This window comes from Ruegeria sp. D6, from assembly GCF_056534365.1.
In genome coordinates this window covers 767,530-789,397 of record NZ_JBQFPH010000002.1, presented here as the reverse complement: position 1 = coordinate 789,397, position 21,868 = coordinate 767,530, and the positions used below count along the sequence as shown (strand labels likewise).

Annotated in this window: 26 protein-coding genes; 15 read left to right on the top strand and 11 right to left on the bottom strand. The window is 54.9% G+C overall.

The features are described from left to right. Position 1 precedes the first annotated feature (1 nt). Both ACR0A1_RS11410 and ACR0A1_RS11405 read right to left on the bottom strand, forming a co-directional pair. Positions 2 to 658 (bottom strand): GntR family transcriptional regulator, encoded by a 657-nt coding sequence (locus tag ACR0A1_RS11410; RefSeq protein WP_255611858.1) that lies wholly within the window; start codon positions 656 to 658, stop codon positions 2 to 4. A 51-nt stretch (positions 659 to 709) separates the two neighbouring features. Next, positions 710 to 1,096 (bottom strand): YciI family protein, encoded by a 387-nt coding sequence (locus ACR0A1_RS11405; protein WP_223117020.1) that lies wholly within the window; start codon positions 1,094 to 1,096, stop codon positions 710 to 712. 84 nt (positions 1,097 to 1,180) lie between these two features. Here ACR0A1_RS11405 and ACR0A1_RS11400 point away from each other — a divergent pair, with 84 nt between their 5' ends. The 10 genes from ACR0A1_RS11400 to ACR0A1_RS11355 all read left to right on the top strand — a co-directional run bounded on the left by ACR0A1_RS11400 (position 1,181) and on the right by ACR0A1_RS11355 (position 9,393). Then, positions 1,181 to 2,065, top strand: coding sequence for a fumarylacetoacetate hydrolase family protein (locus tag ACR0A1_RS11400; RefSeq protein WP_480867545.1), 885 nt, complete (start codon positions 1,181 to 1,183; stop codon positions 2,063 to 2,065). Further along, on the top strand, positions 2,062 to 2,727 hold the full coding sequence (locus ACR0A1_RS11395; protein WP_480867543.1) for a malonic semialdehyde reductase: 666 nt from the start codon (positions 2,062 to 2,064) through the stop codon (positions 2,725 to 2,727). Before ACR0A1_RS11400 ends, ACR0A1_RS11395 begins: the two co-directional genes overlap by 4 nt. A gap of 18 nt (positions 2,728 to 2,745) precedes the next feature. Further along, positions 2,746 to 3,201, top strand: a complete 456-nt coding sequence (locus tag ACR0A1_RS11390; protein WP_170597805.1) for an OsmC family protein — start codon at positions 2,746 to 2,748, stop codon at positions 3,199 to 3,201. Between the two features lie 35 nt (positions 3,202 to 3,236). Next, positions 3,237 to 4,310: a C4-dicarboxylate TRAP transporter substrate-binding protein gene (locus ACR0A1_RS11385; protein WP_170392798.1), complete on the top strand. Its 1,074-nt coding sequence runs from the start codon at positions 3,237 to 3,239 to the stop codon at positions 4,308 to 4,310. Between the two features lie 30 nt (positions 4,311 to 4,340). Further along, positions 4,341 to 4,892, top strand: a complete 552-nt coding sequence (locus ACR0A1_RS11380; RefSeq protein ID WP_170565459.1) for a TRAP transporter small permease subunit — start codon at positions 4,341 to 4,343, stop codon at positions 4,890 to 4,892. Further along, on the top strand, positions 4,889 to 6,193 hold the full coding sequence (locus tag ACR0A1_RS11375) for a TRAP transporter large permease (RefSeq protein ID WP_170565456.1): 1,305 nt from the start codon (positions 4,889 to 4,891) through the stop codon (positions 6,191 to 6,193). The genes ACR0A1_RS11380 and ACR0A1_RS11375 overlap by 4 nt, the downstream gene beginning before the upstream one ends. A 10-nt stretch (positions 6,194 to 6,203) precedes the next feature. Next, positions 6,204 to 7,070, top strand: a complete 867-nt coding sequence (locus ACR0A1_RS11370; protein WP_170392795.1) for a dioxygenase family protein — start codon at positions 6,204 to 6,206, stop codon at positions 7,068 to 7,070. Positions 7,071 to 7,091: 21 nt separating this feature from the next. Then, the gene (locus ACR0A1_RS11365) at positions 7,092 to 7,898 is read left to right on the top strand and encodes an amidohydrolase family protein (protein ID WP_170392794.1); all 807 of its coding nucleotides are present in this window, start codon (positions 7,092 to 7,094) and stop codon (positions 7,896 to 7,898) included. A gap of 68 nt (positions 7,899 to 7,966) precedes the next feature. Beyond that, the gene (locus tag ACR0A1_RS11360; protein WP_480867541.1) at positions 7,967 to 8,272 is read left to right on the top strand and encodes a hypothetical protein; all 306 of its coding nucleotides are present in this window, start codon (positions 7,967 to 7,969) and stop codon (positions 8,270 to 8,272) included. Positions 8,273 to 8,280: 8 nt separating this feature from the next. Then, positions 8,281 to 9,393, top strand: a complete 1,113-nt coding sequence (locus ACR0A1_RS11355) for a cytochrome-c peroxidase (RefSeq protein WP_480867539.1) — start codon at positions 8,281 to 8,283, stop codon at positions 9,391 to 9,393. A 58-nt stretch (positions 9,394 to 9,451) separates the two neighbouring features. On the opposite strand, the gene ureG is transcribed toward ACR0A1_RS11355, so the two are convergent. The 9 genes from ureG to ACR0A1_RS11310 form a co-directional block, all read right to left on the bottom strand. Continuing rightward, the gene (gene ureG / locus ACR0A1_RS11350) at positions 9,452 to 10,093 is read right to left on the bottom strand and encodes an urease accessory protein UreG (RefSeq protein WP_480867537.1); all 642 of its coding nucleotides are present in this window, start codon (positions 10,091 to 10,093) and stop codon (positions 9,452 to 9,454) included. Then, positions 10,090 to 10,743, bottom strand: a complete 654-nt coding sequence (locus ACR0A1_RS11345) for an urease accessory protein UreF (protein WP_480867535.1) — start codon at positions 10,741 to 10,743, stop codon at positions 10,090 to 10,092. The genes ureG and ACR0A1_RS11345 overlap by 4 nt, the downstream gene beginning before the upstream one ends. After that, positions 10,727 to 11,179 carry an urease accessory protein UreE gene (locus ACR0A1_RS11340; RefSeq protein WP_170392789.1) on the bottom strand — a complete coding sequence of 151 codons (453 nt, stop codon included), beginning with the start codon at positions 11,177 to 11,179 and terminating at the stop codon, positions 10,727 to 10,729. Before ACR0A1_RS11340 ends, ACR0A1_RS11345 begins: the two co-directional genes overlap by 17 nt. 28 nt (positions 11,180 to 11,207) lie before the next feature. Continuing rightward, positions 11,208 to 11,432 carry a DUF1127 domain-containing protein gene (locus ACR0A1_RS11335; protein WP_170392788.1) on the bottom strand — a complete coding sequence of 75 codons (225 nt, stop codon included), beginning with the start codon at positions 11,430 to 11,432 and terminating at the stop codon, positions 11,208 to 11,210. Between the two features lie 121 nt (positions 11,433 to 11,553). Continuing rightward, a complete protein-coding gene (gene ureC / locus ACR0A1_RS11330) occupies positions 11,554 to 13,263 on the bottom strand; it encodes an urease subunit alpha (protein WP_170513224.1) in 1,710 nt (569 codons plus the stop codon). Next, positions 13,263 to 13,568, bottom strand: coding sequence for an urease subunit beta (locus tag ACR0A1_RS11325; RefSeq protein WP_170402578.1), 306 nt, complete (start codon positions 13,566 to 13,568; stop codon positions 13,263 to 13,265). Before ACR0A1_RS11325 ends, ureC begins: the two co-directional genes overlap by 1 nt. Next, positions 13,565 to 13,726, bottom strand: coding sequence for a peptidase M23 (locus tag ACR0A1_RS11320; RefSeq protein ID WP_170392785.1), 162 nt, complete (start codon positions 13,724 to 13,726; stop codon positions 13,565 to 13,567). The genes ACR0A1_RS11325 and ACR0A1_RS11320 overlap by 4 nt, the downstream gene beginning before the upstream one ends. Positions 13,727 to 13,739: 13 nt before the next feature. Next, positions 13,740 to 14,042 carry an urease subunit gamma gene (locus ACR0A1_RS11315; RefSeq protein ID WP_170392784.1) on the bottom strand — a complete coding sequence of 101 codons (303 nt, stop codon included), beginning with the start codon at positions 14,040 to 14,042 and terminating at the stop codon, positions 13,740 to 13,742. A gap of 1 nt (position 14,043) precedes the next feature. Then, the gene (locus ACR0A1_RS11310; RefSeq protein WP_480867531.1) at positions 14,044 to 14,811 is read right to left on the bottom strand and encodes an urease accessory protein UreD; all 768 of its coding nucleotides are present in this window, start codon (positions 14,809 to 14,811) and stop codon (positions 14,044 to 14,046) included. Positions 14,812 to 15,254: 443 nt separating this feature from the next. Here ACR0A1_RS11310 and urtA point away from each other — a divergent pair, with 443 nt between their 5' ends. From urtA to urtE, 5 genes are all read left to right on the top strand, one after another. Then, on the top strand, positions 15,255 to 16,535 hold the full coding sequence (gene urtA / locus ACR0A1_RS11305; RefSeq protein WP_170392782.1) for an urea ABC transporter substrate-binding protein: 1,281 nt from the start codon (positions 15,255 to 15,257) through the stop codon (positions 16,533 to 16,535). A gap of 62 nt (positions 16,536 to 16,597) precedes the next feature. Further along, positions 16,598 to 18,550 carry an urea ABC transporter permease subunit UrtB gene (gene urtB, locus ACR0A1_RS11300; protein WP_480867529.1) on the top strand — a complete coding sequence of 651 codons (1,953 nt, stop codon included), beginning with the start codon at positions 16,598 to 16,600 and terminating at the stop codon, positions 18,548 to 18,550. A 3-nt stretch (positions 18,551 to 18,553) separates the two neighbouring features. Beyond that, the gene (gene urtC, locus ACR0A1_RS11295; RefSeq protein WP_480867527.1) at positions 18,554 to 19,783 is read left to right on the top strand and encodes an urea ABC transporter permease subunit UrtC; all 1,230 of its coding nucleotides are present in this window, start codon (positions 18,554 to 18,556) and stop codon (positions 19,781 to 19,783) included. Further along, entirely contained in the window at positions 19,780 to 20,520 is a 741-nt protein-coding gene (gene urtD / locus ACR0A1_RS11290; protein WP_480867525.1) for an urea ABC transporter ATP-binding protein UrtD, read from the top strand. The genes urtC and urtD overlap by 4 nt, the downstream gene beginning before the upstream one ends. Positions 20,521 to 20,523: 3 nt before the next feature. Then, the gene (urtE, locus tag ACR0A1_RS11285; RefSeq protein WP_480867523.1) at positions 20,524 to 21,219 is read left to right on the top strand and encodes an urea ABC transporter ATP-binding subunit UrtE; all 696 of its coding nucleotides are present in this window, start codon (positions 20,524 to 20,526) and stop codon (positions 21,217 to 21,219) included. Positions 21,220 to 21,868: the final 649 nt, after the last annotated feature.

Sequence of the window (21,868 nt, the reverse complement as noted above, 5' to 3'; positions counted from 1 at the left end):
TTCAGGGCTCCATCTGACTACTCAGGTATTCGCCTGTTCGACGATAGTGATCAACCAGGTGCCGAGTTGCGCTGTCCGCGTCGTGGTTCAGTGCGGCGTCCAAGATTTGCTGGTGCTCAGCGGCAATGTCCCGCTTCTTGTAGCTCGAACCGCCAGCCGCCAGATAGCGATAGCGAATGTTCAGGTCGTAAAGCTGCGAGCAATACCGCATCAGCAACGGCAGATTCGAATTGTCCAACAAGGCCATATGAAACTCCTTGTGAGCGTCTTCAAAGTCACGCGCGCCGTTCTGGCCGGCCTTTTTCATATGATGGTGACGCAAAACAAGCCGATCTTCCCAGGCCTCATCCGCGTTGGTGATAGAGGCGCGCAACGCGGTTTCCTCAAGGTTGCAGCGCAACAGAAGTATTTCTTCGAAGTTACACTTGCTGACTGGTGCTGCCCGAAATCCGCGCTGATCAATCCGCTCGACCAACATGTCCGAAGTCAAAAGGCTAAGCGCTTCGCGAACCGGACTAGCGCCGGTGTCCAAAAGCCCCCGAAGCTGCTCGATCTTGAGTTTTTGTCCCGGAGGTAATTCTCCGGTCAATATCATGTCGCGCAGCCTTCGATACGCGCCATGCGTGGCAGATGTCTCTTTGCCCTCAGTATCAAGCATGGCGTCCATATCCGACCGTTCCTTTGTTCGCGGCAAAACTTTTGATTGCTCTTAACTGAGGGCACTCGTTCCAGTCGATAGGCCAACTGAAAGGCTCAGCGAGCCTTCGTTGATCATCCAGCGCCGAAGTTCAAATTCGCGCGCACCGCTTTGGTGCATCGGATCGTCCTCGGCCAGTTTTCGGGCAGCCTCAAGACTGTCAGCACGATAGATAATCAGGCCCATTCCTTGCATGTGCTCACCAGTCTCATCAGAAATTGGCCCTGCAAAAGCCAGCTGTCCCGCGCGTTCAAGCTGTGCCTGATAGGCCAGGTGGTCAGGTAGCGACGCCTTTACATCTTCGGGTTTTTTGGCAGGCGTGCTGAGTACTACGTAGAGTTCCAAAGCAAGTGCACCACGGCTTTTTGCTTCTGATTTGTAGTTCGCCCAGGCAACCATTTGCGTTCTCCAAAAATATCGATATTATTTGACATATGACAAAATAGTCGGCAAAAATCAAGCGAACTGACATGGATGGTGAAAATGAAATACCTGGTGGGAGAGACTTCGGAAGGCACAGCGGTTTTTGCTGTAGACGGTGAAAACGCAGTGAATCTAACGGCTTTGAACCCTGTCGTCGGTTCGGATTTGATGGGTTTGATAGCCAAGCCTGAACTGGCCGACACACTTGCCACCAAAATTGACGCGGCAGACAGTGTGCCCGTGTCTTCCATCACTCCGGCATTGCCCGTTGCCGCTCCTGGAACGATCATTTGCATGGGGTTGAACTACACGGACCACATCAAGGAAGGCGGGTATGATATCCCGGAGTATCCGACGCTGTTTATGCGTGGGAAGAATTCGATCATGGCGGCAGGGCAACCTATGGTGCGGCCTACCTGTTCCGAGAAACTCGACTACGAAGCCGAGCTTATGCTGATCGTTGGAAAACGCGGCCGTCATATCTCGGAAGAGGACGCATTGGATTATGTCTTCGGCTACACCGTGTTTAACGACGGGTCGCTGAGGGATTACCAGCGTAAAACCGTTCAATGGACGCCCGGCAAAAACTTCGATGACACAGGCGCGATCGGCCCTTTCACTGTAACGCCGGAAGACTTGCCGGAGGGAGCATCCGGCCTGAAAATCGAAAGCCGAGTGGGGGACGAAATCCTGCAAAGCTCGAACACCGCCAACATGATCTGGGGGGTTCGTCAGGTCATCGCGACGATTTCGGAATATACTACTCTCGAACCCGGTGATCTGATTGCGTTGGGTACGCCGCCGGGTGTTGGTCACGCCAAAAAGCCCAATCCACGTTGGTTGAAGCCGGGTGAAACCGTCGAGGTCGAGATTGAGGGCATCGGCATATGCGCCAGCCCCGTCATCGACGAAAAGGACGCCGAGACTAAGGTTGCCGCAGCATGAGCGCACCAACCGGGGCAGAGCTGGAGGCACTTCGCGCAAAGGCGCAGCAAGATCATCGCGATCTGCGCGAGCGCATCCCACGTCTTTCAGACGACGCAATTGCCCTGATCCTCCGCGGATCCAGATCTCATTACGCCTGGACCGACAAGGCTGTTTCTAACGAATTGCTTGAAGAGATCTATGACATCACGATCAACGGCGCGACCAGCATGAACACGCTGCCCGCCCGCTTCGTTTTCGTTAAAAGTGCGGAAGGTAAACAGCGCCTAGCCAAGTCGTTAAAGCCGAAGAACGTGCCAAAGATGATGGATGCGCCGGTCACTGCGATCATTGCTTATGACATGGACTTCTGGAAGGAATTACCATTTCTTTTCCCGCACGAAGATCGACGGCCACTTTTCGAAAATAATCCCGAATATGTAGCCGATACAGCGTTTCGCAATGGAACGCTTCAGGGCGCTTACTTTATGATCGCGGCCCGGGCTGTCGGGTTGGACGTCGGCGCCATGTCTGGCTTTTCAAACAAGATCGTCGACGAGGAATTCTTCGCGGGCACGACGCTCAAGTCGAACTTTCTTTGCAATCTGGGCTACGCAGACGAAACAGGATTGTTTCACAAGCTGCCTCGCTTCTCATTCGAAAAGGTTTGCTCTTATGCATGAGGAGGTGACCCTGTGGCGATGAAAGTCAAACCTGTCGTAACCTACCGTACGACAGCTCAATGCCCGACTCATGCGCGGACTGAGATACCAATTCGCGATCTTGATGTTGTTGTCGATGAACCCGTCGAACGCGGCGGGACAAATCTTGGTCCGTCTCCGACCGAAACCGCAATGGCAGCCCTGATCGCCTGTACGAATGTCATCGGGCACAAGAACGCACATCGGTTGGGAGTTGACCTGGGCACTGTGACAATCGACGCGAAATGCAGGCTGGACCGGCGCGGTGTCCTGATGGAAGAGGAGATCGATGTTCCGTTTCCCGAAATCGAACTCACTGTGAAGTGCGATACGCCCGCCAGTCAGGAGGATCTGACACGCGTGGGCGAGGAGACAGCCAAGTATTGCGCCATCGCAAAACTGTTTCAAGCGGCAGGCACGGACCTGACCGTCAACTGGGTCAAAACCAACCAATAAAAATCGACAGGACCCGACTTTCTGGGAGGAGAGAAATGAAAAACTGGACTAAACGCAGCCTAATGGGATTTGCTCTGGCAGGCACCATGGCGTTGCCTCTTGCAGCAGAAGAGACCATTTCCGCCGTCGTGATTGATGGCTATCCCGATCGGGCCTTGTGGGTGAAAGAATTCACCAATTTCTTCATTCCAGAAGTGGATAAGCGGCTGGCCGACTCCGGCAACTACAAGATGAACTGGCAAGAGAACTATGGCGGTTCGATCGTAAAGCCGAAGGGCGTGCTGGAAGGGATCCAGCTTGGCCTTGGCGACATCGGCATTGTCACAACTATCTTCCATTCGTCCAAGTTGCCCAGTCAGGGGATATCGGGGTCGACCCCCTTCGTGTCATCGGACTCTCGCGCGGTAGCCAAAGCCGTGGATGAGATCGCGCGCGAATACCCAGCGATGCAAAATGAGTTCGCTGCGCAGAACCAAGTCTATCTGGCGACCGGTGTAGTGCTCGATACTTATCAGGTTTTTTGTACAGAGCCGGTCTCGGCTGTTTCTGATCTGGAAGGCCGAAAAGTGGCAGGGGCGGGACTGAACCTCCGATATCTCGAAGGTATCAAAGATGCAGCGGGGGTTCGCGGTGGCCTGACCGATTTCTACAATATGCTGCAAACCGGCCTTGTTGATTGTGCGATGCTGTGGCCTGAAGCCGCCAAGACCTTCAAGATCGCCGAAGTGGCTCCCTACATGCTCAAAGCTGACTTGGGTGCCGTGAACTCCAAGACGATCACGGTGAATTCTGACTATTGGGCAAAGTTGCCGGATGAAGTCAAAGGCGTTCTGCAGGCCGTCGCAATTGACTACCGTGATCATGTGGCCGGCATCGCTATGGACCGGGCTGCGGCCTCAAGGGACGCATACACCGAAGCCGGCGGGACGATTGTCGAAGTTTCGGACGAAGACCGAGCGGCCTGGGCCAACGCAATGCCAAATGTAGCACAGGAATGGGCAGCCACGCTGAATGAGAACGGTGAACAAGGCGACGCGATACTGGCCGCTTATCTCGGCAAGCTGCAGGACGCCGGTTTTACCGGAGTGCGTGACTGGACGGCCGAGTAACAGTCTGGCGATCCACGAAAGGGGCCTTTCATGCTGAAGACCGCAGTTGCTGGCTTGTCGCGGGTCGCCAATTCGCTTGCTATCGCCGCCAACGCATTGGGTACGCTTGTCGTCCTTGCGTTGGTGGTCATTCTGAATGTCGACGTCATTGCGCGCGGTCTGTTTTCGGCACCTCTGCGTGGCACCTATGAAATGGTGCAGTTTTCGGTCGTGATGATCGTTTTTTTGCAGCTGGCCGACGTAGTCAGAGTGGATCGGCTGACGCGCTCGGACGGGTTTCTGAACCTGCTACACCACCGCCGTCCTGGGCTAACGGCCAACCTGAGGCGCATTATCAATGCCATCTCCGCAATCTTCATGGGTCTGATTGCTTATGTAACCTTTCCCGAGTTCCTGCATATGTGGGAGACACAGGACTACTTCGGAGTTCCGGGTCTTTTTACTCTGCCATGGTGGCCGGTCAAACTGGTCATCGCGTGCGGTACTGCGCTTGCCTGCGTGATCTTCCTTCTCAAGGTTGTCACGGCGCAGGACCGCCCGCATCTAATTCGCACCCCTGAACATGACGAGGCCGCAGAATGACGCCGATTGAGATTGGCCTGATCTCGGTCATAGCCATCGTCTTTCTGATTTACGCAGGCGTTTACATTCCCATCGCATTGGGCGTGGTCTCGTTCGTGTCGATCTGGCTGATGCGGGACAATTTCACGCTTGCGCTCAACCTGCTGAAAGTGGCGGTCGGCGACAGCGCGATGGAATACAGCTTTGCAACAATCCCATTGTTTACTTTCATGGGGCTCATTGTCTCAAAAGCCGGGTTGGGCAGGGACATCTACGAAGTCATGACCATGCGATTTCGCAAGGTCAAAGGCGGTATCGGTATGGCAACCGTTGGAGCCAACGCCGTCTTTGCCGCAGTGACTGGGTCGTCAATAGCCTCCGCATCCGTGTTCACCAAGGTCTCGGTCCCGCAGATGATGGCGCAGGCTTATAACCCACGCTTTGCTGTTGGCGTGGTCGCCGGGTCTTCGGTTTTGGGGATGATCATCCCGCCCTCGGCGATGCTGATCATCTATTCCTTTGTCGCCGAGCAATCTGTAGGGGACATGTTCCTTGCGGGGGTTATTCCGGGGATCATGCTGGCGATCGCTTATGTAGGCGCGATTTGGGTTATGGGTCGTTTCACCCCTGCATTCGTCGGTGGCCGCGTTGTCGAAGACACCGAGTGGATGTCAGGGCGCGAGATAGCTTCCAAAACACTGCCGACACTGTTCATCATTACCATCGTCCTTGGTGGTATCTACACAGGTTGGTTGACTGCCGTAGAAGCAGGGGCCGCCGGAGCTCTCGTTGCGCTAATCATCGCGGTTGCCCGCAAGTCGATGTCTCCACGCGCATTCTGGGACGCGTTGCTGGAAACCGGTCACATCACAGCGGCGATCCTGTTCCTGATCACGGCCGCTTCAATCTACAGCCGCATGCTGGGACTGGCCGGGCTACCCAATCAACTGCAGGATCTGCTTGCGGGGAATTCCGCATCTTTCTGGTCGATCATGCTGCTCTATGTTCTGTTGATGCTATTTCTGGGAACATTGCTCGACACCGCGTCGATCATTCTGATTGTAGTACCGCTGTTCTTACCCATGGCCGAAGCGCTTGATATGTCGCTGATCTGGTTTGGCATTATCACCGTGGTTGGGGCTGAAATCGGTCTTTTGACACCACCTTTGGGTATATCCTGCTTCGTTATCAAATCCACGATTAACGATGACCGCATATCACTTAAGGACGTGTTCATGGGCGCGCTTCCCTTTGCGTTCGTGATGCTGATCGTTCTGTTCATTCTGATCGAGTTCCCGATCCTCAGCCTTGCCCTGATTTAAGGAGGACAAGATGCGCTCTGTCACCAAAGACAATATCACCGACGTCTTCATGGGGTACCTGTCCAAAGATACTGATCCACGGATGCGTGAAATCATGGGCTCCCTGGTCAAACACCTCCACGACTTTGCGCGGGAAACCAACCTGACGCATGACGAGTGGCGGGCCGGGATTGCGTTTCTGGAAGGCTGCGCTGCGGTGGAAACCGAGGATAGGCATGAATTCGTGCTAGCCTCGGACGTGTTGGGCCTGTCGTCATTGGTTGATATGCTGCATTCCAGTGCCGATGCGACCAGTTCGTCCGTTTTAGGTCCATTTCACGTCTCGGGCGCCCCCCCGCTGCCAATCGGTGGCGATATGAAGCGTCACTACGGCGGGCCGGTTCTACTTGCAGAGGGCGTGATCCGCGATACCGAAGGTAACCCTATTGCCGGGGCAGAACTGGATATCTGGCAAACGGCACCCAACGGCCTCTACGCCAGTCAAGATGAAGAACAGGACACCTATTCTTTCCACGGGCTGATGTCAGTTGGCGATGATGGCAGATATGCGTTCACCACAGTTAAACCAGTTGAATACACCGTGCCGTCTGACGGGCCAGTCGGTGATATTCTGCGCGCTTGTGGTCGCCATCCATGGAGGCCCTCACACTTGCACTTTATCGTCAAAGCCCCCGGGTATCGCTCACTCGTGACGGAGATTTTTCCGGACAATGATCCCTATTTAGATCAGGATACTGTCTTTGGCGTTCGGGACGATCTGGTAATGACATATGTTGAACGACCTGCATCAGAATTTCCCGATGGCATGGAGCTTTCTGGTAAGATCGCCGAACCTTTCTTGCACGTGAATTTCGACGTGACGCTTGCCAGGGTCTGAATGATATTGAGGAGGCTTGAGGTGCTGAAACATATCTCCATTTTAAGTGCAGCGTTATTTTGCAGTACCGCCGTCGCAGAACAGCGACCGATCTTTGACGCACATATTCACTACAGCCACGATGCCGTCAAACTGGTTCCACCTGAACAGGTGGTCGAAATCCTTCGAGATGCAGGCGTGCGTAAAGCGCTGATTTCCAGCTCGGATGACAATGGCACTCAGCTATTGTTGGCCGTGGCACCGGACATCGTTGTTCCGGCGCTTCGCCCCTATCGTCGTCGCGGTGAGATCAACACCTGGATGCACGATGAAACTGTAATCGAGTATCTGGAAACAAACCTGGCAAAAAACAACTACGAGGCCATCGGCGAGTTTCACGCTTACGGAGATGACATCAAAACGCCGGTCATCCAACGTATGATTGCACTGGCGAAAGAGCGGAACCTAATCCTGCACCACCATGGTGATCGCGAGGCCGTTGATTTGATCTTCGAAACATGGCCGGAAGCTCGGGTATTGTGGGCCCATTCTGGGTTTGACGATCCAGCTAGTGTGGTCGATGCGCTAGACATCTATCCCGGGCTATGGGCCGATCTGGCATTTCGTTCGGACATGGTTTCGCGAGGCCGTGTCGACCCGGATTGGAGGGCTGCGTTCCAAGCCCATCCCGATAGGTTCATGGTCGGTACGGATACGTTCGCACCTGAACGTTGGTACTACGTAGGCCCTCATGCCGATTTTTCGCGTGAATGGTTGGATTTGCTGCCGGACCAGATCGCAGACAACATTGCCTATGCTAACGCAGAACGTTTGCTGGCATCAGAATGACCCACTGCGCTGCTTGGTTTCTTATATGGTCCAGCGCGGCGGTTGCTTGTGAAGCGACGGGGCAACGCATGAATTCGGAAGTTCAAAACGCACCCAAGGTTTATCTGGCGGTCGACGAAATTCCGTTGGCCCAACCGTTTTCGGTGTTGGTTTCAGTTTGTAGTGAAACTGCTGTGGGCCAAATGCGTGTGGATGCAATCATGCCTGCTCATCAACATGGTATGAACTATACTCCCAAGGTTACTGCATTGGACCGCGGAGTGTTCCGAATTGATGATATGTTGTTTCACATGCCGGGTTTGTGGGAGCTGCAAATCGATGTCGACGTCAGTGGCCAATCGGTGTTCTACACGTCAGAAATTGCGCTGAAATGAAGCTGTGGATGACAGCTGCGCTAATTTTTCTGACCGGGGCAGTACGTGCAGATGTCTTGTTGACCGAAGACGAAATTGAACAAACGTTGTCCTTTGGGCCGTGGCCACCATCCTTACAGTCGGATCCAAGCAATAGATTTTCCAAAGACGCCACGGCAATCAAGCTCGGACAGGCTTTATTCAACGATCCGGTGTTGTCAGTCGATGGTGCATTTTCTTGTGCAAGTTGTCATGATCCTGATCAGGCATTTACGACGCCGGAGGCGCGGGCACTCGGTCGTGATTTGTTAAATCGAAACACACCATCACTGCGAAACCTTGCCGGGCTGCGCTGGTATGGTTGGGGCGGCAAAAGCGATAATCTTTGGGCAGCCAGCCTGCATCCGATCATCGAAGAACAAGAGATGGCGCATAGTGCCGAAAGCCTAAAGATAGCTATCTCTGAAAGTACCTACATTGATGATTTTGAAGCCATATTTGGTCACCTCCAGGATCAAAGCCCTGAACTTTTTCTGGTGAATACTGCAAAAGTTCTTTCTGCTTACTTAGAGACCTTAGCCACCGACCGGACGATATTTGACGATTTTCGCGATGCTTTGGAGCGCCGAGATATTGCAGCGGCTAAGGAATACCCCGAAGCAGCTCAGCGAGGTCTTCAGCTCTTTTTAGGGCGCGGGAAATGCGTATTTTGCCACAACGGTCCGAGGTTTTCCAACAACGAGTTCCATGACGCTGGTGTGCCATATTTTCTGAATGAAACCGAGGTTGACCAAGGTCGGTTCGGAGGATTGAACAATTTACTCTCAAGCCCCTACACACTGGACAGCGACTGGAACGACGATCCGGAAAAGAAAGATGCCTGGGCCGTGCGAAATGTACGCAGGAGCCATTCTGATTTTGGAACCTTTCGGACGCCCAGCCTGCGGGGAGTGGCTGAAACCGCTCCTTACATGCATGACGGCAGCTTAGATGATCTGAAATCTGTGATACGGCACTACAGCAAAATTGATACTGAAAGGCTGCACGCCGACGGTGAAGCCATTCTTTCGGAATTGAATTTGTCTGAGCAGGAGATTGCAGACTTAGTTGCGTTTTTGGTCACGCTCTCCAAGGATTCTTAATAAAGCACTGGTGTAAAGGGCTTGGGAATGGGCTAATTGGCGAGCTATCTTAGCCTTTTCATCTCTGGGTCCAATTCGCTTCCGAAATTCTTAAACCTCCGCCTTTCACAAGCAGATCCACAATTGCGTCGACCCCGCTTCTGTGACGAAGTGACGAAAACAAGAAGGGCTTTCCTTTACGCATCATTTTCGCATCACGTTCCATAACCTGCAGCGAAGCGCCAACATGCGGTGCAAGGTCGGTCTTGTTGATTACAAGGATGTCTGATTTCGTAATCGCCGGCCCGCCTTTCCTGGGTATTTCTTCGCCTGCAGCGACATCGATCACGTAGATGGTCAGATCCGCCAGCTCCGGGCTGAATGTGGCTGATAGATTGTCGCCTCCGCTTTCAATCAAAACAATATCGAGATCCGGATGACGTGTCTGCATCTCGGCGACGGCGGCCAAATTGATCGAGGCGTCTTCGCGAATTGCTGTATGCGGGCAACCGCCAGTTTCGACGCCGATGATCCTGTCCCGCGGCAGGACCTGCATGCGCATCAGCGCTTCGGCATCTTCCTGCGTATATATGTCGTTAGTAATAACTCCCACCGAACAGACATCGCGCAGCGCTTCAGACAAGGCGGCGGTCAAAGTGGTTTTTCCGGCTCCTACTGGGCCTCCAATACCTACGCGAAGCGGGCCGTTAATACTGGTCATGTGCGGAAAATCCTCGAATATTGTGTTTCGTGCCTCATGGCCGCAATGTCCCCCAAGAACGCGGTAGAGCTTAACTCGTCCAGGCTCGCCTTTTTTGCCCTTTCAGCAATCTGGGCGCACAACGGTGTCAGCTGGCGGATCAACCGCTGCGCATCGGTCTGTCCCAGTGGTACAAGGCGCGTCGCACAGGCGACAAGGTTGCTTGCGAATGCTTGCAGAAACATCTTGGTCGTCAGCAGCAAGGGAAGGTTTTGAAGTCTTGCAGCCCGTCCAATTGAGACGGGGTAGGTGAATTGCCCAAGGTCCAATTCCCAGACACCTTTGGTGACATTTCCGAAGGCCTGTCCCAGCAACTCGGTTTCCATGAGCCTTTCGGATGTCGCACAAAAGGCGCGCGCCGCGATATCGACGTCGATCAGTTCTTCTTTGTCATGCGCGTTGAAGGCCGCCACAACGAACACAGCATCATTCCACCCAGAGCCATGTTCAAGCACATCTGAAATCCAGGCTTCAGTATCCCGAGAATTCGCGACAGTTCCCCCGTCAATCGCAGCTTCAAGCCCGTGAGAGTAGGCAAACCCCCCAACAGGATAGGCAGGGGACAACCATTGTGTCAGCGTCAGGATATTGGCGTCAGTGGGTGTGGCCATGGGTCCTGCCGTGGCCATAGGCCCCGCCTTCGGGGTTGAATGGTTCATTCACCTCTCGCACCTTTGCTCCGATTTTAAGAAGCATATCACGGATGACGTGATCGACTTGGATCAACAGGCGGGTCTTTTCGATCTGACAAGGCGTGTGCCGATTGCCGATATGCCAGGCGATACGTGTCAGGTCCGGTGCTTTTACCTCCAGCAACACTTCCGGTGCTGCCTGTATTTCCACTTCGCGACCGTCGTCCAAAACCAACGCGCCACCGTGGTTCAGTGAGGTCGTTTGCGCGAGATCGATGAGAATCTGTTCGCCGCTTTCGCAGGTAAGAACCTTACGCCGCAAAAAACGGTCGTCGTAGGTCAACGAGAGACAGTCTGCCGGATCGCCATGCGTGTGATCCGAATACTGGCGCGCAGTGCAGAGCAGGGCGGTCATACCATCACCTCCTCTGCAGCGGGAATAGTCAGAGCCAGATTGAGTCCGAGAACACCCGATGCACGATCCGTTCGCGCGTCAGACCGCGGTTTTTCAGCTCTTCGTCGCTGAGCGATTGCAGGAATTCGACTTGCCGGACGCGAGATTGAGCTTCGGCTACGCTGATCAGGGCCGAGTAAATTGACGACCCAATGGATACGATTAAACCGGCCAGCGAAAAGCGCGTGTTTGTATGTGTTGCTGAGTGTGCCATTTGGACCCTCGTAAACGTTGGTCCTCCCATGGGTTTTTATATCTGTCATATTGGCCTCACTTAGAAGTGCGTATTTGGTCATTGCTGCCTTGCACGCGCCGCAACGCAGCACATTTTTTGATCAGAACAAAAAATATCGTTGCGCCATCGGCAGCGTTTCGGCGGGTTGGCAAGTCAGCAATTCGCCATCCGCACGCACCTCGTAGGTTTCCGGGTCGACCTCGACATGCGGTGTCGCGTTGTTCAGCAGAAGATCCTGCTTGCCAATTTCTCGTGTGTTTTGGACGGCGACGGTTTGCTTTGCCAATCCCAGTGTATCACCGATCCCATCCGCATGGGCCGCCTGCGAGACAAATGTGATCGCCGAGTTTTCCACCGACCGTCCGTAAGCGCCAAACATCGGCCGACTATAAACCGGCTGCGGTGTAGGGATCGACGCGTTGGGATCGCCCATTTGCGCGCAGGCTATGGTGCCGCCTAGCAGAACCATCTCGGGCTTCACGCCGAAAAAGGCCGGGTTCCAAAGGACGAGGTCAGCGCGTTTGCCTTCCTCGATGCTCCCGATCTCGTGGCTGAGCCCATGGGCAATAGCAGGGTTGATCGTATATTTGGCGATATAGCGACGGACGCGAAAGTTGTCGTTCTCACCGGTTTCTTCGGGCAGGCGCCCGCGCTGTTTCTTCATCTTGTCAGCGGTTTGCCACGTGCGGATCAAAACCTCTCCGACCCGACCCATGGCCTGACTGTCAGACGCGATGATGCTAAATGCGCCCATGTCGTGCAGTATATCCTCGGCTGCGATTGTCTCACGCCGGATGCGGCTTTCGGCAAAGGCCACGTCCTCGGGGATGGATTTGTCGAGGTGGTGGCAGACCATCAGCATATCCAAATGTTCCTCAACCGTGTTCACGGTGAAGGGCCGCGTGGGATTGGTCGAGGACGGCAGAACGTGGTTCTCGCCGCAGATCTTGATGATATCCGGAGCATGGCCTCCGCCTGCGCCTTCGGTGTGGAAAGCGTGAATAGTGCGACCCTTCATGGCCGCCACGGTGTTTTCAACAAAGCCTGATTCATTGAGCGTGTCAGTGTGAATCATCACCTGCACGTCCATCGCGTCGGCCACCGACAGGCAGCAATCAATGGCGGCCGGGGTGGTTCCCCAGTCCTCGTGCAGTTTCAGGGCACAGGCTCCGGCTTTGACCTGTTCTTCGAGCGCGGCAGGCAGCGAAGCGTTGCCCTTACCCGCAAAGGCCAGATTCATCGGGAAAGCATCCGCCGCTTGCAACATCCGCCCGATATGCCATGGACCGGGGGTGCAAGTGGTGGCCAATGTCCCATGCGCAGGACCTGTGCCACCGCCCAGCATGGTGGTCAGGCCGGAATGCAGTGCGTCTTCAATCTGTTGCGGGCAGATAAAGTGGATATGACTGTCGAACCCACCTGCCGTCAGGATACGACCCTCGCCAGCAATGGCCTCGGTTCCGGGTCCTATGATGATGTCGACACCGGGTTGTGTATCGGGGTTTCCCGCCTTGCCGATCTTGGCGATCCGCCCGTCTTTCAGGCCAACGTCGGCCTTGTAGATGCCCGAGTGATCAACGATCAGAGCATTGGTGATGACCGTATCCACAGCGCCTTCGGCGCGCGTGGTCTGAGATTGCCCCATCCCGTCGCGGATTACCTTTCCGCCACCAAACTTGACCTCTTCGCCATAGCTGGTCAGATCACGTTCGACCTCAATCACAAGATCGGTGTCGGCCAACCGCAGCTTGTCCCCTGCGGTCGGGCCGAACATCGCGGCGTAGTCTGAGCGCTTGATTTTTGCTGGCATCAGAGTGCCCCCATGACCTTTTGATTGAAGCCGTAGACCCTGCGCGCACCACTGATCGGGATCAGCGAAACTTCGCGGGCCTGCCCCGGTTCGAACCGCACAGCGGTGCCTGGCGCAATGTCCAGGCGCAGGCCACGCGCGGCAGTTCGGTCAAAGTCGAGCGCCGGGTTGGTTTCGGCGAAATGGTAGTGTGAGCCGACCTGAACCGGGCGGTCGCCGGTATTGGCGACCATCAAAGTGATCGCATCAGTGTCGGGGTTCAGGGTAATTTCACCATCAGCCGGGAACAGCTCCCCGGGGATCATTTGTTCAGCTTTGTGATCAGCGCGACAGCAGCCAGCGCAACAACCGCCAGCCCAACGCCCATCGCCGCATAATCGGTGCCGTGCGCGTGGATATGCGTTCCGTTATGGGCGGCTGCCGGGCCAGCGAAGATCAGGGCGGGGAAAAGCATGCGTGTCATATTGGTTTCCTTTTCAGCGAATGGGGTTGTGGACGGTCACCAGCTTGGTGCCATCTGGAAAGGTGGCTTCGACCTGAACTTCGTGGATCATTTCGGGCACACCTTCCATGCATTGCTCTCGGGTGATCACCTCGGCCCCGGCTTGCATCATGTCAGCAACTGAACGCCCATCGCGTGCACCTTCGACCACGGCATCGGTGATCAGGGCGATCGCCTCGGGGTGGTTCAGTTTGACGCCGCGGTCCAGGCGTTTGCGGGCGACTTCGGCGGCCATGGCGACCAACAGTTTGTCTTTTTCGCGAGGGGTCAGGTTCATGTCAAAGCATCCAGCATCGAGGTAGCGTGTCTTTGTTTAACCGTCGCAAGATCGGCATCAATGTGCCACGGAGGGCAAAGCTGTTTTCGGCAAGAACACGAGCAACCAACAGGTCATTGCGGATCATAGTCGCACCTGCGGTGTCGGGCAGCATCTGACGAATGGCATTCAGATGGCCTTCGGCTGACTCCGATACAAAGACGATCAACGCCATCGCACCCGCGCCGTTTGCAATATGCGGTTTGGACAGATGTTTGTGCCAATCACCCGAGAACTGGATCGCGTCAAGGAACACCTTTTTTCCTTGGTACCGTATCTCGATCCGATCGTTTAGACGGATATCGGTCAGCGTCTCGCCCATCGCAATGCGGCCGAAGACCAGCGGCTCTACCATCAGCATCTCGGCATCTGGCGCCATCTCGATTTTCAGGCGTCGCTCCAGAGCGCTGCCATTGAACAGAATAGTCTCTTGCGGCAACCAGTTCAGCCGGGCTTCAGTCTCAACAGTCAGATGATTGGTAATCTGGCCACATTCTTGCGGCTTGGCCTTGTAGGCGCGCTCGCACGCTTGTGTTGTCAAAGTCAGCGCCGTTCCTTTTGCTGCCTTACCGGAAAGTCGAAATGAGTCGCCTCCGGTTACGCCGCCTGCCGTGTTAAGAAGAACCGCGTCAAGATCAGGTGTGTTGGTTCTGGGGAACAGACATTTATAAGACCCGGACTGGCGAAACTTGTTCAGCACCGTTCTGTCACCCAATTGCTTGGTACTCAAACTGACGGCGCCTGCAGCGCGCGGTGGAATAGCACTGTGCATAGGCAATATGGCTGCAACGTGGGTAATAGGGCACCTTTGGAACTTTGATTGGTGCCACTTGTTTCTCTGTTGAAGGGGCGGAACACTAATCTACAGAGTCGAAATCTGCTTAATTCGACATCGCGCGGCTAAATTTTAGACAGCGACCTCGGTCTTGGATGAAAAAATAGGCGCATCGCGCCGATTTTTCGAATTGGGTTAAAGGTAAGTTGCCAAGCTTGCTGCGATGCAGAAACCGTATGGGTGCCACCGCGGAGATGACCCGGGGGTGTGTGACGGCTGCGCGAATTGGACCTCGAACACAACCGCCACACGGAACGCAACAACAGTTGCGGGGATCAGGTAGAAGAAGAGTGTGCCTTTGTGCAAGCCCTCTCTCCCGGCCCCGCCAGGAGGATCACATGAAATCGCTCAAATCCACACTCGCCGGATCGGCAGTATTTGCTGTCATGGCCACCGCCGCCTTGTCGACCGAAGACACGATCAAGGTTGGAGTGCTGCATTCGCTTTCCGGTACGATGGCGATCTCGGAAACGACGTTGAAAGACACCATGCTGATGCTGATTGACCAACAAAACGCCAAGGGCGGTCTGTTGGGTAAACAGCTTGAAGCTGTCGTGGTCGACCCGGCCTCTGACTGGCCTCTGTTTGCCGAAAAAGCGCGTGAGCTGCTAACCGTCCATGAGGTGGATGTAATCTTTGGCAATTGGACTTCGGTGAGCCGCAAGTCGGTTCTGCCAGTGATCGAGGAACTAAACGGTCTTCTGTTCTATCCGGTCCAGTATGAGGGCGAAGAAAGCTCTAAAAACGTCTTTTATACCGGTGCCGCTCCGAACCAACAGGCCATCCCCGCCACGGACTATTTCCTGGAGGAACTGGGGGTCGAGAAATTCGCTCTGCTCGGCACAGACTATGTCTACCCCAGGACCACCAACAATATCTTGGAAAGCTATTTGAAGCAAAAAGGTATCGCGGAAGCAGATATCTTCGTCAATTACACGCCTTTCGGCCATTCCGACTGGTCCAAGATCGTGGCGGACGTGGTCGCGCTGGGCGCGGATGGTAAAAAAGTCGGTGTGATCTCGACCATCAATGGTGACGCCAATATTGGTTTTTACAAGGAATTGGCAGCGGCTGGTGTTTCGGCAGATGACATTCCGGTCGTGGCCTTCTCGGTCGGTGAGGAAGAACTGTCCGGTTTGGACACCACCAACCTCGTCGGTCACCTCGCCGCTTGGAACTACTTCCAGTCGGCGGATACTGAGGCCAACGCGGAATTTGTGGACACCTGGAAAGCCACCATGGGTGATGAACGCGTGACCAATGACCCGATGGAGGCGCATTACATCGGCTTCAACATGTGGGTAAACGCCGCGACCGAGGCCGGTTCGACCGAAGTCGATGCTGTACGCGCCGCGATGTATGGGCAGGAATTCCCGAACCTGACCGGAGGCACCGCTGTGATGCTACCGAACCATCACCTCGCGAAACCGGTTCTGATCGGTGAAATTCAGGAAGACGGTCAGTTCGATATCATCAGCGAAACCGACGTCGTGCCGGGTGACGCCTGGACCGACTTCCTGCCGGAGTCGGCTGTGCTCGTCTCGGATTGGAAAGAGCTGGGTTGCGGTATGTACAACACCGAGACCAAGACCTGCGTTCAGACCCTGTCGAACTACTAACAGACCACGCAAGGCGGGTTTGTTTGCCCGCCTTGCCACAAAAGACATTCGGGTTTCACCACATGGTACGACTTTTCCTTGCGGGCCTCGCAATCCTGTGCGCCTGCCTGACTGCCAACGCTCAAGAGGTCGGTCTACAACCGATCCTGCAAGAGCATCAGGAGATCATCGCCAAAAGCTCGCGCAAGACGATCAAACCGGCGATTGATGCGATTGCGTCAAGCGGCTTGCCTCAGGCGCAGGTGATGCTTGAGACATGGGCAGCCAAGAACATGTGGATGCGCAAGTCGGACGGTCTGTTCTTTTCTGGCCAGAAAGGAGAGGGGCGGTCGTATGAATTGACCGACTTCGATACCGGAGAAGTCGTCGGTACGTTTGAGAAATCCGAGCTTAGGCAGCTGAAGCCCAACAGCGGTATCCGCGCGATGATCGGGACCGCTCTGGTCCAGTTTCAATTGACCGATCCGGATCGCGCAAAACGTCTGGCCGCATTGCAATCCATCCAACGTGATCCCGAAAGTGCACTCTTGGAACCACTTCGCGCTTCGATAGGGGATGAACCCGAAGCAGAGTTGAAGGCGCAAAAGCAGCGGCTGGAACGGTTGCTGACGATTGGTTTTGACGAAGATACCGCAGCCCGCGTGGCGGCGATCAAAGAAATGTCCGGCGATCTGGGCGTAGACGTTCGTGCGGCTCTGAACCCGTTGCTCGTCACTGCCCGCCAAGCCGCTACCGAATTGCCCCAGGACCTGAACGTCGCCGTTATTCTTGAAGCGGGCTCAGACGCCTTAACGTCTGACGAAGCATATGACTTGCTCGTTGCAGGAAACCTGGCCGCACCGCGTGTTTCGGCGGAAGATATCAGATCGGCACTGGCGGCCAATATAGAAGGTGGTCGTGTAGGTGGTACTCCCGTCGCACAGCTGAATTCAGATGCAATGCGCGCGCGTGCGTATACCTCTCTGGCAGAGGCGGGGACTGTGCCAGCCTTGGTCACGAAGGCGGATGTCAACGCTGCAGTTAACACGCATGTATTCTTCGAAACCTACAGTGAGCCATCTGCCGAGGTCACTGAAGCAGCAGAGAAAGCCCTGCAACAGATCGAACTGAAGGTCGGCCTGAACCAAACACTCGACCTGACGCTGGACGCGATCTCACTGGCGTCGATCTATTTCCTCGCCGCCATCGGTCTGGCCATCACCTTCGGCGTGATGGGCGTGATCAACATGGCCCATGGCGAGTTCATCATGATGGGTGCTTATACCGGCTACGTGGTGCAGCAGATTATCCCTGATCATACGCTTTCGATCATGGTCGCTATTCCCATGGCTTTTGCTGTCACCTTCGCGATGGGCGTCGCTATGGAGCGGTTGGTGATCCGCTGGCTTTACGCTCGCCCATTGGAGACGTTGCTGGCGACGTTCGGCATCTCAATTGCCCTACAGCAGCTGGCCAAGAATATCTTTGGCACGCAGGCGCGCCCGCTGACTGCTCCCGATTGGTTGGATGGTTCGTGGATGCTGAATGACGTGGTTTCAATCAGCTACATCCGCATTGCGATCTTCGTTCTGGCGCTTATTTTTCTGGGACTTTTCCTCTACATCATCAAGCGGACGAGGCTAGGGCTTGAGATGCGTGCAGTAACGCAGAACTCGCGCATGGCGGCGTCAATGGGGATTAATCCCGGGCGAGTGAATATGCTGACCTTTGGGCTTGGCTCCGGCATTGCCGGCATCGCCGGGGTCGCGATTGGCCTATTCGCCAAGGTCACGTCCGATCTGGGCAGCGACTATATCGTGCAAAGTTTCATGACAGTGGTTGTGGGTGGTGTTGGTAACATCTGGGGCGCGCTTGCAGGTGCGGGCATGATCGGCTTCTTGCAGAAGGGGATCGAGTGGATGAACCCGTCGAACACCCTCGCGGCCCAAACCTACATGATCATCTTCATCATCATTTTCATCCAGTTTCGGCCGCGGGGCATTATCGCCCTCAAGGGTCGCGCGGCGGGGGATTGAGCCATGGAACGCAGCTTTATCGCCAAGAACCCATCCGTGCTGGTCTTTCTTGCCATCCTGTCCCTGTTCACCCTGAGCGTGACCATCCTGTCCGAGGGTTTCGGGGTCGGTGTAATCTCGACCAGTTTCGTCAAAACGCTGGGCAAAACCCTGTGCCTTTGCTTGATCGCAGTGGCGATGGATCTGGTCTGGGGCTTCACCGGCATCCTGTCACTGGGTCACTTCGCCTTCTTCGGGCTGGGAGGCTACATGATCGGCATGTGGCTGATGTACGAACGCACCCGCCTGATCGTGGTCGACTCGCTGGCACAGGCCGAAATTCCACCGACGTCGTCCGAAGTGGTGGACGCGATTGGAACACAAGTCTTTGGCGTTGTCGGATCGTCGGAGTTTCCGTTGATCTGGGCGTTCTCCCACAGCCTGACCCTGCAACTGATCCTGGTTGTGCTGGTCCCGGGTCTGTTGGCGCTGGTCTTCGGATGGTTGGCTTTCCGGAGCCGTGTCACCGGTGTATACCTATCGATCCTGACACAGGCGATGACGTTGGCACTGGCACTGTATCTGTTTCAGAACGACAGCGGGTTGCGTGGGAACAACGGCTTGTCCGGCCTGCAGAACCTGCCGGGTGTCACCGCCTCGCAGGACGTGGTGTCGATCTGGTTCCTCTGGGCCTCGGCGCTGGCCTTGGGTCTGGGCTATATGCTGGCAGCGTGGATCGTTTCGGCCAAGTTCGGCTCGGTCATCCGCGGCATTCGCGATAACGAGGCACGGGTGCGCTTCCTTGGCTATTCAGTCGAGGTATTCAAGCTGGCTGTCTTCACCCTGACTGCTTGTATCGCAGCCATTGCCGGCGCGCTTTATTACCCGCAAGCAGGCATCATCAATCCCGAGGAAATGGCCCCTATCGCCTCGATCTATTTGGCCGTCTGGGTCGCCATCGGTGGACGAGGCCGATTGTACGGCGCGGTAATTGGCGCAGCTTTTGTCAGTCTTCTGAGCACGTGGTTCACGGGCGGACAGGCCCCCGATATTCCGCTTGGGTTTTACACGATCAAATGGGTCGACTGGTGGCAGGTGCTACTGGGCGTAACTTTTGTGTTGGTTACGTTGTTCGCTCCGCAGGGCATCGGAGGATTGTTCGACTTGTGGACCGACAGCCGCCACCCGGACAGGCATGGGGCAAATCTGGGACCGGATGACGGCGCTCTGCGCGAGAAGGAGGCCATCGAATGAGCACTTTGCTTGAGGTTAGCGGCGTTTCGGTCACTTTCGATGGTTTCCGTGCTATCAACAACTTGTCGTTTCAGATCGGCGAGGCCGAGCTTCGCGCCGTGATCGGCCCAAACGGGGCAGGCAAGACCACGTTCATGGACATCATTACAGGTAAAACCCGGCCCGATGAAGGACGTGTCATCTGGGGGGAGAAATCGGTATCTTTGTTGGGGCTGTCCGAGGCAAAGATCGCGCAGGCTGGGATCGGAAGGAAGTTCCAGAAACCTACGGTTTTCGAAGACCAGACCGTGCAGGAAAACCTGTTGATGGCGCTTCAGAACAAACGTGGCTGGCTTCACGTGCTTTTCTATCGAACCTCCGCTGACGATTTGCAAAAAGTTGAAGATCTGGCTGTCGAAATCGGTCTGAATCAGAGTTTAAGCCGCAAAGCTGGTGAACTGAGCCACGGTCAAAAGCAGTGGCTGGAAATTGGCATGCTGCTGGCTCAGGAGCCACGACTTTTGCTGGTGGACGAGCCTGCCGCTGGCATGACACCGCAGGAGCGCGAACACACCACCGACTTGCTAGTACAAGCCGCCAGAACCCGTGCCGTTGTTGTGGTGGAACACGATATGGAATTTGTCCGACGCCTGAATTGCAAAGTCACCGTTTTACACGAAGGGTCCGCCTTGGCTGAAGGCAGTCTTGATCACGTGACATCTAACCAGGACGTCATCGACGTATATCTAGGGCGCTAAACAATGCTGAAGCTAACAGATCTGACTTTGCATTATGGGCATTCGCAAATCCTCAACGGGATTTCCATGGAAGCCAGACAAGGTGAAGTGACTTGCGTGATGGGGACCAATGGTGTCGGGAAAACCAGCCTGATGAAAGCAATATCAGGTACGCATCCGCGATCGGGCGGCAGTCTGGAACTGGACGGGGAAATTCTGGGCGTCCTGCCTGCTCATCAAATGGCGTGGAAAGGTGTGGCCTATGTCCCACAAGGTCGTGAGATATTTCCTTTGCTCACAGTTCGCGAAAATCTTGAAACGGGGTATGCCTGTCTGCCTGCCAGCGAACATTTCATTCCAGGTGATATATTTGATATGTTCCCGGTCCTCAAACAGATGCAAAACCGTCGCGGAGGTGACCTTTCTGGCGGTCAGCAGCAACAGCTGGCGATCGCACGGGCATTGATAACACGACCAGGCCTGCTTCTGTTGGACGAGCCGACCGAAGGTATTCAGCCCAACATCATCCAACAGATAGGCGAAGTCATCCGACACCTCAGAACCACGAGAGGAATGGCAATCATTCTAGTGGAGCAATACTTTGACTTTGCCTATGAACTTGCCGACAGATTTATCGCGTTGCGACGAGGAGAAGTCATAATCAACGGCACCAGGGAAGACGTGACACGCGATGAGTTGCTTCAGGCTGTAACAGTCTAGTGCTGATACTTGAAATTGCTTTCGGTATTGAAGGATGAAATCCAAAATTTGGCACAATCTAAGCTCGGCACATGGTGTGATCATCTGAACAGGTTCAATTGAAACTGTATTTTCTTCTGAAACCCGATCGTGCGATGTCTTCCGGCTTGAAGTGCAAATATTTTTTGATCAGATGACGAACTTCATTTCGTCCTAAGGCTCGACGTGGACGCTCCTCCAACTTGCACCGCAATTAACGTAGTGACGGCTTTCTAGACGCACCTTTGTTGTGGAAGGCTTTTGAGCCGCAAACGGCAAAACCTGTACGCCGAAGAATTGCCAAATGACTAACAGTCAATGACTTAAGTGTCATTGGAGGGTAAAACTATGTATCGCACAACTTTCCTGTTGAATGTCACACAAACCTGATCCAACCGTCATAGTCAGACCAGAAAAGCAGGGTACTTTCGACATCGGAAGGCGCTGCCAACGTTGGGCATCAGTTGAATTTGACCTTTGCGTCCTAAGCTTTCCGCAATAGCGGGGGCGCTGCAGCCGGAGGGCGGCCCGGTTACGCGAATCTACTCCGTCCGAGGCAGGAGCAAAGCAGTGCATCTTGATGGACTGTAAGAAGCCGCATCGCGTTACAACAATCTAACCTTTGTCCTGC

Excerpts from the sequence above, each read along its gene's own strand:
- ACR0A1_RS11410 (WP_255611858.1), bottom strand. The coding sequence starts at position 658 with ATGCTTGATACTGAGGGCAAAGAGACATCTGCCACGCATGGCGCGTAT.
- ACR0A1_RS11405 (WP_223117020.1), bottom strand. The coding sequence starts at position 1,096 with ATGGTTGCCTGGGCGAACTACAAATCAGAAGCAAAAAGCCGTGGTGCA.
- ACR0A1_RS11400 (WP_480867545.1), top strand. The coding sequence starts at position 1,181 with ATGAAATACCTGGTGGGAGAGACTTCGGAAGGCACAGCGGTTTTTGCT.
- ACR0A1_RS11395 (WP_480867543.1), top strand. The coding sequence starts at position 2,062 with ATGAGCGCACCAACCGGGGCAGAGCTGGAGGCACTTCGCGCAAAGGCG.
- ACR0A1_RS11390 (WP_170597805.1), top strand. The coding sequence starts at position 2,746 with ATGAAAGTCAAACCTGTCGTAACCTACCGTACGACAGCTCAATGCCCG.
- ACR0A1_RS11385 (WP_170392798.1), top strand. The coding sequence starts at position 3,237 with ATGAAAAACTGGACTAAACGCAGCCTAATGGGATTTGCTCTGGCAGGC.
- ACR0A1_RS11380 (WP_170565459.1), top strand. The coding sequence starts at position 4,341 with ATGCTGAAGACCGCAGTTGCTGGCTTGTCGCGGGTCGCCAATTCGCTT.
- ACR0A1_RS11375 (WP_170565456.1), top strand. The coding sequence starts at position 4,889 with ATGACGCCGATTGAGATTGGCCTGATCTCGGTCATAGCCATCGTCTTT.
- ACR0A1_RS11370 (WP_170392795.1), top strand. The coding sequence starts at position 6,204 with ATGCGCTCTGTCACCAAAGACAATATCACCGACGTCTTCATGGGGTAC.
- ACR0A1_RS11360 (WP_480867541.1), top strand. The coding sequence starts at position 7,967 with ATGAATTCGGAAGTTCAAAACGCACCCAAGGTTTATCTGGCGGTCGAC.
- ACR0A1_RS11355 (WP_480867539.1), top strand. The coding sequence starts at position 8,281 with ATGACAGCTGCGCTAATTTTTCTGACCGGGGCAGTACGTGCAGATGTC.
- ureG (WP_480867537.1), bottom strand. The coding sequence starts at position 10,093 with ATGACCAGTATTAACGGCCCGCTTCGCGTAGGTATTGGAGGCCCAGTA.
- ACR0A1_RS11345 (WP_480867535.1), bottom strand. The coding sequence starts at position 10,743 with ATGGCCACACCCACTGACGCCAATATCCTGACGCTGACACAATGGTTG.
- ACR0A1_RS11340 (WP_170392789.1), bottom strand. The coding sequence starts at position 11,179 with ATGACCGCCCTGCTCTGCACTGCGCGCCAGTATTCGGATCACACGCAT.
- ACR0A1_RS11335 (WP_170392788.1), bottom strand. The coding sequence starts at position 11,432 with ATGGCACACTCAGCAACACATACAAACACGCGCTTTTCGCTGGCCGGT.
- ureC (WP_170513224.1), bottom strand. The coding sequence starts at position 13,263 with ATGCCAGCAAAAATCAAGCGCTCAGACTACGCCGCGATGTTCGGCCCG.
- ACR0A1_RS11325 (WP_170402578.1), bottom strand. The coding sequence starts at position 13,568 with ATGATCCCCGGGGAGCTGTTCCCGGCTGATGGTGAAATTACCCTGAAC.
- ACR0A1_RS11320 (WP_170392785.1), bottom strand. The coding sequence starts at position 13,726 with ATGACACGCATGCTTTTCCCCGCCCTGATCTTCGCTGGCCCGGCAGCC.
- ACR0A1_RS11315 (WP_170392784.1), bottom strand. The coding sequence starts at position 14,042 with ATGAACCTGACCCCTCGCGAAAAAGACAAACTGTTGGTCGCCATGGCC.
- urtA (WP_170392782.1), top strand. The coding sequence starts at position 15,255 with ATGAAATCGCTCAAATCCACACTCGCCGGATCGGCAGTATTTGCTGTC.
- urtB (WP_480867529.1), top strand. The coding sequence starts at position 16,598 with ATGGTACGACTTTTCCTTGCGGGCCTCGCAATCCTGTGCGCCTGCCTG.
- urtC (WP_480867527.1), top strand. The coding sequence starts at position 18,554 with ATGGAACGCAGCTTTATCGCCAAGAACCCATCCGTGCTGGTCTTTCTT.
- urtD (WP_480867525.1), top strand. The coding sequence starts at position 19,780 with ATGAGCACTTTGCTTGAGGTTAGCGGCGTTTCGGTCACTTTCGATGGT.
- urtE (WP_480867523.1), top strand. The coding sequence starts at position 20,524 with ATGCTGAAGCTAACAGATCTGACTTTGCATTATGGGCATTCGCAAATC.